The organism is Actinopolymorpha sp. B11F2 (assembly GCF_040195635.1).
GTDB lineage: Bacteria > Actinomycetota > Actinomycetes > Propionibacteriales > Actinopolymorphaceae > Thermasporomyces.
On the sequence record NZ_JBEFTX010000041.1, the window covers coordinates 1 to 10,247 of the forward strand.

At 64.9% G+C, this 10,247-nt stretch carries 14 protein-coding genes, 1 pseudogene and 1 riboswitch; of the genes and pseudogenes, 8 read left to right on the forward strand and 7 right to left on the reverse strand.

Annotated features, from left to right (window positions below; translation table 11 throughout):
• Positions 1–726 precede the first annotated feature (726 nt).
• The gene (locus ABN034_RS34800) at positions 727–1,068 is read left to right on the forward strand and encodes a DUF7660 family protein (protein WP_502879147.1); all 342 of its coding nucleotides are present in this window, start codon (positions 727–729) and stop codon (positions 1,066–1,068) included.
• 126 nt (positions 1,069–1,194) lie between these two features.
• Here ABN034_RS34800 and ABN034_RS33915 read toward each other — a convergent pair whose 3' ends face one another.
• Positions 1,195–1,722 (reverse strand): endonuclease V, encoded by a 528-nt coding sequence (locus ABN034_RS33915; RefSeq protein WP_349695050.1) that lies wholly within the window; start codon positions 1,720–1,722, stop codon positions 1,195–1,197.
• A gap of 21 nt (positions 1,723–1,743) precedes the next feature.
• Positions 1,744–2,106 carry a helix-turn-helix domain-containing protein gene (locus ABN034_RS33920; RefSeq protein ID WP_349695051.1) on the reverse strand — a complete coding sequence of 121 codons (363 nt, stop codon included), beginning with the start codon at positions 2,104–2,106 and terminating at the stop codon, positions 1,744–1,746.
• Positions 2,107–3,086: 980 nt separating this feature from the next.
• Here ABN034_RS33920 and ABN034_RS33925 point away from each other — a divergent pair.
• Positions 3,087–3,437 carry a hypothetical protein gene (locus ABN034_RS33925; RefSeq protein ID WP_349695052.1) on the forward strand — a complete coding sequence of 117 codons (351 nt, stop codon included), beginning with the start codon at positions 3,087–3,089 and terminating at the stop codon, positions 3,435–3,437.
• Between the two features lie 86 nt (positions 3,438–3,523).
• On the opposite strand, the gene ABN034_RS33930 is transcribed toward ABN034_RS33925, so the two are convergent.
• Positions 3,524–4,228, reverse strand: coding sequence for an alpha/beta fold hydrolase (locus tag ABN034_RS33930; protein WP_349695053.1), 705 nt, complete (start codon positions 4,226–4,228; stop codon positions 3,524–3,526).
• Between the two features lie 127 nt (positions 4,229–4,355).
• A pseudogene (locus ABN034_RS34805) lies at positions 4,356–4,499 on the reverse strand (hypothetical protein); the annotation flags it as partial.
• A gap of 512 nt (positions 4,500–5,011) precedes the next feature.
• Positions 5,012–5,076, forward strand: a riboswitch (guanidine-III (ykkC-III) riboswitch).
• A gap of 11 nt (positions 5,077–5,087) precedes the next feature.
• Between ABN034_RS34805 and ABN034_RS33935 the strand changes: the two are divergent.
• A complete protein-coding gene (locus ABN034_RS33935) occupies positions 5,088–5,402 on the forward strand; it encodes a DMT family transporter (RefSeq protein ID WP_349695054.1) in 315 nt (104 codons plus the stop codon).
• A 422-nt stretch (positions 5,403–5,824) separates the two neighbouring features.
• On the opposite strand, the gene ABN034_RS34810 is transcribed toward ABN034_RS33935, so the two are convergent.
• Positions 5,825–6,295, reverse strand: a complete 471-nt coding sequence (locus ABN034_RS34810) for a GNAT family N-acetyltransferase (protein ID WP_502879148.1) — start codon at positions 6,293–6,295, stop codon at positions 5,825–5,827.
• On the opposite strand from ABN034_RS34810, the gene ABN034_RS33940 reads away from it, so the two are divergent.
• The 3 genes from ABN034_RS33940 to ABN034_RS33950 all read left to right on the forward strand — a co-directional run bounded on the left by ABN034_RS33940 (position 6,251) and on the right by ABN034_RS33950 (position 7,584).
• On the forward strand, positions 6,251–6,439 hold the full coding sequence (locus tag ABN034_RS33940) for a hypothetical protein (protein ID WP_349695055.1): 189 nt from the start codon (positions 6,251–6,253) through the stop codon (positions 6,437–6,439). The two genes, ABN034_RS34810 and ABN034_RS33940, sit on opposite strands and share 45 nt — an antisense overlap.
• Positions 6,440–6,694: 255 nt before the next feature.
• Positions 6,695–7,372 (forward strand): DUF2975 domain-containing protein, encoded by a 678-nt coding sequence (locus tag ABN034_RS33945; protein WP_349695061.1) that lies wholly within the window; start codon positions 6,695–6,697, stop codon positions 7,370–7,372.
• Positions 7,372–7,584: a helix-turn-helix domain-containing protein gene (locus ABN034_RS33950; protein WP_349695056.1), complete on the forward strand. Its 213-nt coding sequence runs from the start codon at positions 7,372–7,374 to the stop codon at positions 7,582–7,584. Before ABN034_RS33945 ends, ABN034_RS33950 begins: the two co-directional genes overlap by 1 nt.
• 52 nt (positions 7,585–7,636) lie before the next feature.
• Here ABN034_RS33950 and ABN034_RS33955 read toward each other — a convergent pair whose 3' ends face one another.
• Together ABN034_RS33955 and ABN034_RS33960 are read right to left on the reverse strand one after the other, a co-directional pair.
• Positions 7,637–7,840, reverse strand: a complete 204-nt coding sequence (locus ABN034_RS33955; RefSeq protein ID WP_349695057.1) for a hypothetical protein — start codon at positions 7,838–7,840, stop codon at positions 7,637–7,639.
• Positions 7,841–8,230: 390 nt separating this feature from the next.
• A complete protein-coding gene (locus ABN034_RS33960) occupies positions 8,231–9,196 on the reverse strand; it encodes a metallophosphoesterase (RefSeq protein WP_349695058.1) in 966 nt (321 codons plus the stop codon).
• Between the two features lie 141 nt (positions 9,197–9,337).
• Between ABN034_RS33960 and ABN034_RS33965 the strand changes: the two genes are divergently transcribed.
• Positions 9,338–9,637 (forward strand): hypothetical protein, encoded by a 300-nt coding sequence (locus ABN034_RS33965; protein ID WP_349695059.1) that lies wholly within the window; start codon positions 9,338–9,340, stop codon positions 9,635–9,637.
• An 83-nt stretch (positions 9,638–9,720) separates the two neighbouring features.
• The gene (locus ABN034_RS33970) at positions 9,721–10,020 is read left to right on the forward strand and encodes a site-specific integrase (RefSeq protein WP_349695060.1); all 300 of its coding nucleotides are present in this window, start codon (positions 9,721–9,723) and stop codon (positions 10,018–10,020) included.
• Positions 10,021–10,247: the final 227 nt, after the last annotated feature.

Here is a 10,247-nt window from a genome sequence, read left to right on the forward strand (position 1 = left end):
AAGAGACCGCGATCGCCCGATACATCCGATGGACCAACCAGCGAGCCCACCCGAAGACAAAGTTCGCCATCGGCTCCAAGATCCGCCAGCCCGATTACCTACCCAACGTTGCTTGACGAGGCACTAGCTCCGAGACTGTCGTAGACGGCACTTGAAGCACGAGGTCCATCCCTCTGCTCAGCACGACTGTGGTCGCGCCGGCGGCGAGCAGTTCTTCCGCGTCGAGGACCTGGATCCCGGGGCGATGTCTGGTGCCGGTCTCGGTCCAGTCCCACGCCCGGCCCCCGCCTGGGAAGAGCTTCGCGTCCTTCACTTCGCCGACTCCCTCGACGTCGATCCTGCCCCACTCAATGGCGAGAATCCGCGGCGAACGGTCTTCCATACTCGTAACCCTCCCGGAGGATCTACCAGCGGCGAGGAGCGTCTCACAGCCTGCTAACGGCTGTTGGGGTGAGTCGGATGGAAAGGCGTTGCTGCGATGCCTCCATGTCACTCGGGTCAAACCACTTGACGCTCAGATTGAGTCCGTAGCGTCACCGCTCTCGTCGTTGGCCCCTATCGGGTTCCCCGATCGCCTCGCTTCACCACAAGGCCCTGCCAGCGACACCCGTCGTTGGCTGGTGCAGCATACCCGCGTGACAGGAATGTGGGAGACGGGCCGTTTTGCTGACGTGCCCGATGAGATAGTCGGCGCGGCACAAACCCAGCACGAGGGTCGTGCGATTGATGCTGACCGACTTGCGCCGCGCACCCCGTGAGTGGGAGAACCATACCCTGGAGGACTACCTGGGGGCTCTTGCGGCATATCTCGACGCATTCGAACTCGGCTACAGGGCCCGTGACGAACCACCACCGTCGCAACCGACATGGAGCCTCGTCTGCGAAGTATTTATGGGGCAACAGGCTACGAGTGATCACTATTCTGCGGCTCCGGAAGATCTGAGGGCTTCTCTTCCATCGGTCGGACAGGCGTTGCCCTCACCCGGGTTTGGGCAGGGTCCGTTCCTATCCGTAGAGGCAGGCAAGTCGATCGTTGTGGCTTCTTGCGAGCTGGGCGCTCACGCATGATGGTTGAATGCGGGACAACGTGCTTGAGGTGATCGAGGTTGTCGCACCGGGCCGCGTCGAGATGATCCGGGTGGCGACGGCGGCCCGGTGATGTTCACGCGAAGGCGTCGCGGGCATCGATAGCGGTCAGCGGGCTTCTCGGTCGACGGCCGGCCGATCCCGGCCGCGTGCGAGACGGTCCACTCTCGCCAACGCGGTCGGGATCCGATTCGATCCGGCCATCGCCGCCACGATCCGCGCGGCATCGACGATCTCGAGGCCGCCAGCGGCTGTGACATAGAGCGGCCGCGTAGCGACGCCGCGGATGACCTTGACTGCGTGCGTTGCGGTGTGAAATGGACTCTTGGCGACGCCGATAACGGGAAGGTCGAGTGCTTCTGCGGCATGCGCTCCGAGCCCTGGTCGCCCCTGCGGATCAAGGGTGGCGTAACCGTCGATGACGAGGAGCTCAAGGGGTGGACCGAGGGCCAGCACCGCCTGGATGCACGGAAGTTCCCGCTTGAATAGCGCCCCCGACTCGTATGGCACTGTCCGGGAGATGTCGGCCACGTGCTCGGACTTCACGGTTGAGAAGGAAGGCTCAGCGCAAACGACCAGCGCCACCTTCGCCCCACCCATGTCGTCGTAATGGACGTCCACGGCTCCAACAGTCATTGTGCGGTCCACGATGCGGGCTCAACCGACTCCGCTAGTAATGGCGCGGAGTTTGCTCTCGGTCACCAGCGCGTCGATGACGTTGGTGATGGTGGCGCGTTCGTCGTCGGTGAGCTGGTCGAGGTCGGCGAGGCGGGTGTCGACGTGGCTGCTGGTGGCGTTGAGGGGTCGTCGCTGGGCGTCGTCGATGAGCAGGTAGTCGACGCGGACGTTGAAGGTCAGGGCGATGCGGAGGACGGCCTCGAGGCCGGGAGCGACCTTGTTGTTCTCGTAGCGGGAGACCTGCCGAGCGTCGGAGTCGATCCGTTCGGCGAGCTCGGCCTGGGACCTGCCCACCTCGGTGCGCAGCGCCTTGAGGCGGTCGCCGTGGAAGGGGGTGGCCATCTCGTGTCCTCCGCTCGGTGGTGGTGCTGCCCATTGTGCTGCGTCGATGACAGGCATGCTTGCCTCCGGTGGCGGGCCCGGCTGCAGAACGTTGGGTTCCTGCGGGCAGGCGAACTCGCACCAACACCAAGCCCGTCACTACGATCAAGTCCAGGCCGCCACGGACGGCCACTTCAACTTCCTAGACCTCATGTCGCACATCAGGTCGCGCAAATCCGTCGCAGATCACCCCGCAGAAGGCAAGAGCCGGCGTCGGGTGATGTGCGACACGCGCTGGGTGCTATCGGCTGGGATCCTTGCCGGGCGCTAGGTCAGCATCCGGTCTGACAACACCACGCTGGCGATCTTCGGCTCCCGAAGTAGAGTCGCCGCTGACCTCGGGTGGGGGCGACCACCACGGCCAAACTGCGAACACTGCCGCCCGTGCGCGGCGGGGTGGTCTATCAGCTGGTGGATGAAGCCATGCGTACCCGAGCCAAGCGAGCACCACGAGTGGAAATGGTTGGGGAAGCAGGGCGCGATCGGGGGCGAAGAGCAAGGTGTCGAGAATGCCCCAGAAGCTCGCCAATACAAGCCCGATGACAGCCATCACTCGCCCGGCAAGGCGGAACAACGTCAGGCACACCGCGCAGGCCAAGAGAGCAAACCCGTAGAGCAGCATCAGCCATACGGCCGGCTCTCGTACGTCACCATCGCTGATCAGGTTGATCGTTCCGGCAAGTAGAGCCCAAGCGCCCAAGAGCCCCATCAGCAACTCAGCCACTGTCTCTGCCCATGGCCGCCACCGTGAGTATGCCGCACGCAACGGCTTGCCCATCGATCCCACGCCAGCCTCCTGCCCGCGCCTCACGTCCGCCGGCGGAACGCTGTGGACCATGTGGCCGCCACGGCCGAACGTTACTCGCCGCAGGAGGCGTTGGGCCGAGATGTTGGCCGGGTACTCAGAAGCGTTGACCTGGCCCTGACCTACCGCGCCGATCGTGGTCCCCGGCGCATCCACCGAACTCAAGGGGCAACCGGTGCGCCGGAGCAACTTCAGCAAGGTCGTGCAGTGGATCAAGACCGTTGCCGACCTCAGCCTGCCAGGGCTGCACTTCCACGATCTTCGCCACACCGGGAACGTACTGGCCGCGCAAACGACTGGGGCGACCCTGCGGGACCTGATGGCCCGGACGGGGCACGACATCATGCGGGCAGCCCGATCTACCAGCACATCACACGTGATGCTGACCGGCACATCGCGGAGGCCATCACAAGAGCTGACGCAAGATCTGACGCCTGGTGTGCTGTGCCACCTGATGCTTGACAGTTGTGTCTCGGTTGATGGTTGACACGGTTCGCCGTTGGCGGCTCCGGTCGGATGGCGGCCGATCAGGATGTTACTTGTCCGGCAAGCTGCACCCTTCGTAGGCGCTGGTTAGCCGTGGTTGCGGCAAGCCTTCGTTACGACGTTGACCCAGACGTCCGGGTCGGTCGACCACATGTCGTGCGGAACGTCGGGGGCCACGACGAAGACGCCTCGCTGGACCAGGGCTGCGAGCTGACGCAGCGGCCACGATGGGCGGATGTCGTGCTCGGCGGCGACGATCGTCATCGGGACCCGGCAATCAGCGAGGCGTCGGAGCAGGTCGGTCTCGTGGATCCACTCCAGGAATGACTCGCTCAGTGCTTGGTGGACCGTAGGGTTCCAGTCGATGTCGATCTTGGGTTGGGTGTGTTTCAAGGACTCGTAGGTTTGGGACCAGCTGCGGTCCTTGTGAAGGCCGTGACCAGCTACGCCGACGACCGAGCGGACACGTGAGGGGTGGTCCAAGGCGTAGCGGACTGCCAGGTCCGCGCCCCAGGAGTGGCCGAGCACCACCCAGCTATCGATCCCCGCCGCTCGTCTGACTGCTTCGAGGTCGGCGACTGCCTGGTCGAGGGTGTGCGGGCCGCCGGCGGAGCGCCCCACGCCGCGTGGTTCGGGATACCAGGCCCGCATTCCGCGCGGTGCGATGTCGTCCTGCTCGAGGTAGTGGACGCAACCCGGGCCACCTGACAAGACCACGACGTCAGGACCGTTTCCCGTAACGCCAACGTGTAGGCAGGTCTGGTCATCGGCTCGGACAGTCACTGAGCGCATGCGCTGATCCTCCCAGCTCGCCTTGCTCAGGACCCGATCCAGTCGTCGGCCAGATTTGGACGAGTGCGCATCGCGGGCTCGAGCGTGCGACCCTGAGCCGATGGAGAGGCAGGCTCCTGCCGCGTGGTCAAGCGTCACCTGGCACACGACCGCCAGAGAGTGGTCGCTCGTCCAACGAGCTCAGTGTGTCGCGAGTAAGGTTGTCGCCGACCATCACAGCTTGGTTAGCGTCGCAGTCGAGCCGGGCGAGCGTATGCCGGATGACAGCGGGATCAGGCTTGGCGAACTACGTAGGCGACCACTCACGGAGCCATGTCACTCCGGGTCGTTACCCTCGAATCGACACCACATTCCCTCCCACGAGCTGATCCCGACCCGCCTGCAGTAGGCATGGGCTGCCGTCGAGTACCAGAGCTTGCGCGCAGGCACGCGCGCCGGAAGCCAGCGCCGAAGTCTCTACTTCGTAGCACGTGCCCGCGATGGCGGCGGTTGCCTCGAACGCCGCCACCGCTGCCGCCTCCTCGGCCACAAGCGTGCACCTAGAAACAGCTTGGAAGATGTGGAAACAGTCCTGGCAGAGGTGTCTGTAAGCGAGGAGCGGTGTCCTGGAGCGGCCTGGAGTGACCGTCGTTCGCCCGCCGTAATGGCCCGGGGATGGCCCGACGATGCCTTCCGCCTGACCGATGTCGACCGCGGCAGATCAGCACCCACCCACCCACCGACCGACCGGTCCGGCATCCTCGGGCCGGCTTGTGTTTCGGGCGAAGCTTTGAAAGCCTCGACCCAGGGCCGTGAGGTGGCCCCCGGACGAGCGGTGCCGTACCCGGTGTGCGACAAGACGGTGCCAAGGAGAACTGCCATGTCCTGGCTCGTCTTAGTCCTGTCCGGCGTACTGGAAGCCATGTGGGCCACAGCTTTGAGTAAATCGCATGGATTCACACGCCTCGCCCCGTCGATAACCTTTTTCGTTGCGCTAGCGGCCAGTATGGCTGGACTCGGCTACGCCATGCGGGAGCTGCCAGTCGGTACCTCCTACGCCATATGGGTGGGAATCGGCGCCACCCTGACCGTCGCTTATGCCATGGTCACCGGGGCCGAAGCAGTGTCATTGATCAAGGTTCTGTTGCTGGTCGGCATCATCGGCTGCGTCGCCGGGCTCAAGGTCGTGCACTGAGCGGGGACAGAACCTGCCGTCGACCAGGCTCCCTCCGTCCTGGCAACCAGCCAGACTGACCGCCGGAGCGCAGCCCGGACGGCGGGGCACGCGGAAGGCACGCGACCTCAGATCTAAACTCCATCCGGACCTTCTGCCGGCGTCCAGAGACGTCTGCCACGCGGACGCACAGAAGCCGGATCGTCCGCCCAAGTCGAGGTCCGTCCAGACCTCGTGTTTAGCAACCGCGTTAGCAAGGAGCGGCGTATTACGAGTGGTTTTTCGAGCGCAGGTCACCCCTCGAATCCGGCTTCCCTGACGTGGACTGCTCCTCGCAAGTGTGGGTTGTTGACGGCTGATGAGGGCCGTTCGGGAGCACGACGGGGGCACGACCCAGGGCGGCCCTCTTCGAGCCCGCCATGTGACAGCTTGGCACGGCGTTGTCACACGGAGCGTGTGAGTCGGTAGAGAAGTTTCTCCGACACGGAGCGCTGGCCATCGTCTACGCGGGCGAACCCAACGCGCTCGAAGACCCCACGCATGGCCTCGTTCTGGGATGTCGTGCTGCCCTCGACTCGCCCGACACCTTGTTGAAAGAGCCAGTCCACGAAGAGCCGCACCGCCTCCGTTCCCAGGCCTCGACCGCGGTCGGCGGCGCCATAGACGGAGATGCCGACCTGGACGCAGGGGTCCGTCGCACATCGTTCACGGTCCGCCCGTCGGAAAGTCTGGATCTCGCCGACGAGACGGCCGTCTGCCTCGATTCCCAGGTTGATTCGACCATCGATCAGCATGCTCCACTGAGCCAGTCGAGAGCGCAGCTGCTCGCGATCCGGGTGCAACGCCGGGCCTCCAACACCGGGATCGTCATGGTCTGCGACCAGAAAATCGCTATCGGCCGCGTCTTCAAACACCGCACCGTCGCGATCGCCGTCTCCGAGACCACCTTGGCCATCGAACTCGACGACGGTGAAGTCCGCATGATTCGCCGCACCTCCGCCCTGCCGGTCCGCAGCATCATGGCGGAGCGGCCGCAGCAGCGGTCACAAGCTCACTGACGGGGCGTTGCCGATGAGAGAGGCCTGGGATTGCGCTGTTGCGTTGTTGGTTGTCGAGCAACGGTTGGATGTCGGAGGCGATAGCTCGTCTAAGGACTGTTGACATCGTAAAACGATATCTCCATCATGCATCTCGATATAGGACTATCGAGTCTCGACAACGCTGGCGGGATCATGCGACGACAGAAGGTCTTCAGGATCGCTAGTGGAGTTGCCCTGGTCGCGTGGGTGGGGACGACTCTGGCGGCGTTGCTGGTGGCGACCTTCGGGATCATCGGGCTAGCCGGATGGGGCGACTACACCTACCGGGTCGAGGCTCCCGTGCCTGGCCTGTCGCTGCACTTGGAGTTCCAGCCGTCATGGGAGGTGATGCAGTACGGCGAGGTGTGCGACCAGGTAAACCTGCGCGACCCGGCGACGGGCTGCTACAACATCGTGCTCCACCAAGGAGAGCAGCACCTGGACGGCCCCGTGTGGCTCCAAGGCGACGTGCGGCTGGTCAACGCGGAACTCTCCGGTCGACTTTTCCTGGATGCCGAACCCGGCTGGAACCCGCTGATGGCATCCCTGTACGGCATGCAGGTGCTGGCACTGCTAGTTCTGGCTTTCCTGCTCGCTCAGCTTTGGCTAATGCTGCGTGCGGCCACGCGTGGCCACGAGTTCACCGGCCACATGGTCCGTCGCCTGCGCGTCATCGGCTGGACGATCGTCGGGTGGGAGTTCATCGAACCCTTCCTGTGGCTCTTCTTCAGCCCTAAGGCGAACGACTACTCCTATACCGTGATCGGCCCTTGGCCCCACCTCTCCTTGGGATCGATGGAGCCCGGCGGGCCGAGCTGGACGGTGATTGCCTTCGGGCTGCTGCTCGTCCTGCTCGCCGAACTCTTCCGCCACGGCGCTGACCTCGCCGAAGAGCAGAAACTTACGGTCTGATGGCCATCGAGATCCGCCTCGACCACATGCTGCTTGAGCGCAAGATGACCTTGACCGAACTTGCGGACCGCGTCGGAATCACGGTGCCCAACCTCTCGATCCTCAAGACCGGCAAGGCAAAGGCACTACGCCTGTCCACGTTGGACGCAGTGTGTCGCGAGCTGGACTGCCAACCCGGCGACATCATCATCCGGGTGGACGACGGCCGGTAAGCACCGGGCACCTACCTTGATGGAGGCGGTATCATCGTCCTCCATTCCGTCGTCAGTAGCAGACGGAGCAAAGGTCGTACGATCCTCGGGCTTCGCGGATCACGATCCAGCCATCACCACGGCGAAGGCAGGAGACGTCCGCCAACTCGCCCGCGTCGTCGAGCTGAACTGTCCGGCCCAGCCCGGCCCGGAGACCGACCCGACCTGATCCGAACCACTCTTCGCCAAGGCGTTCGTCGCCCGTCGAACGACCCACGCCCGCGCATCCTCGCCGCGACGCCGCCGCCCGTAACATCGAGCACGACCGACCGCGGACGGTCACCTAGGTTCTCTAGGCCAACTGTCAAGCATCAGCCGAGACAGATCCGTCAAGGATCACCTGAGTCACGGCAAGAGCTGCACGCACGTGTCCTGTGCCACCTGATTCTTGACACTCGTGTGCCATCACATGCTTGACACTGACTGGCTTCGGCCATCCTGAGCCCGACGTCGCGGTAGGCGTCTGGACCTTGGAGGGCTGGGTCCAGTCCTCGCGAATGGTGCCTGAAGAGCTTGCCTCCGGACCGGCGCCGGTCGTTGCGCATCCGGTCCGGAGGGCAGGGCTATCCGGCCGGGGGGCGCCGATGCCCGCCGGTGTCGAGAATGCTCACGTGGTGGGCACCGTCTGCGGCCGCCATGAGAAGACCTCGCGCGTGTCCGGGTCGACGGTGACCCGCAACCATCGGCTCGCGGTGTCGCCGAAGGTCTCCAGCCGGGTCAGATTGGGCACTCCCGCGTAGGCCGGTTCCTGCTCGAAGGCGTGCTCGTCACCGTGCACGAGCAGGACCGGCTTGCCGTACGCGCGGGACCTGTCGGCGATACGTTCGCGTATCTCGGCGAAGCCGGGGGTGGCAGTGGGCTCGGCCTGCATCATGAGCAGCACACCGGCCGCGTGGTCGCGGTCGGCGCGGGCGAACGCGGCATCGATCCAGTCGAGCGCCGCGGCCTTTCGCGCCTCGAACTCGGCCAGCCGCAGGTCCGGCCGGTCTCCGCCCGGCAGTTCCGCCCACGGCGCCAGGTCGTTTTCGCTGCCGACGACATGTACCGTCGCGAAGACGACGTGGCCGCGCGTGAACAGCACGTTCTCGCGGTAGGGCTGGTGCCGGGGGTCGGAGGCCTGGGACTTTACGGGCATCGAGTGCGCACCGAGGGTACGGCCGGCCTCTGGGAAGAACACCCGGCGAACCGCGTCCAAGCGTTCGGTGGGCAGGTAGCCGCCGGCCGCGGTGCGATGGCAGTCGGTCCACTCGTTGTCGCCGGGGGTCAGTACGAACGGATCCGCGAAGGTTCCGAACTGTCCGGCTAGGTCGGCGAATCGCGCGTCGTCACACGTGGACGACCCGTTCTTGACGTCTCCGGCATGCAGCGTGAAGGTCACGCCGGGGTCGGTGTTGATGGCCCTGACCAGCCCTGGGAATTCGGCCCGCTGGGCGTCGCCGTACGGGGTGTCGCCGATCAGGGCGAACGTCACGCCGTCGCCGTCGTCCGCCTGCGCGGTCGCGGTGGTCGACGTGAGCAGGCCGGCGCAGAGGCCGGCGGCGATCACGCCGCTGGTGAATAGAAGTTTTCGCATGCCGTGAGTATCTGCGCGCGTGATTCGACGACCGGTAACGGCGAGTTGATCGCCAGGCAAAGAAGGACCAACCATGCGGTATCGCGGGGTACTGATGGGGGGATCCCGGCAAAGACGTACCGGCTTCTGCGCGCAGTGCTGATGACAGCCGTGAAGGAGGACGAGATCCTTCCGCGGAACCCCTGCCGCTTCCGTGGGGCAGACGCGGAGAATCCCAATGAACGTCCGGTGCTCACGATCGAGCAGGTGTTTGCGCTCTCGTCCGCAATGCCGCGTCGGTTCCGGGCGATGGTCTTGCTGGCGACATTCGCCAGTCTCCGGTGGGGTGAGGTAGCCGCGCTGCAACGTCAGGACTTGGAGATCGTCGTGCATCCGAAACCCGGTGGGGGCCCAGATGATGTTGTGGTCGAGCGCGCGCTCGTGCGCATCCGGCGGCAGTGACCGAGCGGCGCGGCAAAGGCCTGACGCTGGGACCACCGAAGTCGCGCGCCGGCCGTCGTACCCTCTCAATCCCGCATGTGGTCGTGCCGTTGATCTTGGAGCATCTGGAGCGCTACGTGGGCCCAAGTCACCGCGCCTTCGTGTTCACGGGCGAGAACGGCCGGGTGATCTGGCGCGGGAACTTCAACAAGCTCGTGAAGTGGCCCGAGGTGGTAGCCAACCTCGGGACGCCAGGCCTCCACTTCCACGACCTTCGCCACACCGGAAACCACTTCGCGGCGGCCAGTCGAGCCAGCCTTCGTGACCTGATGGAGCGGATGGGCCACGACTCGATGCGGGAGGCACTCTCATCTAGCACGCGGACGGCTTTTAGTGGGACCTGAGGGCTGCAGTCGACGACGCCGGAGAGGCCCTACAAGCCTCTGACCTGGGCATTCGGGTCTCATGAGATCTTGAGCGGGTGAGGAGAATCGAACTCCCACTGTCAGCTTGGGAATCGTACATATACCTGCGCGAACGGCCCGATCCTCGCGTGATCGGGGGGCTGAAGTGGCCTGGAATAACCCTGGTTGGCCTGACCTAATGGCCTGCTAATGGCCCGGCTGAGCCG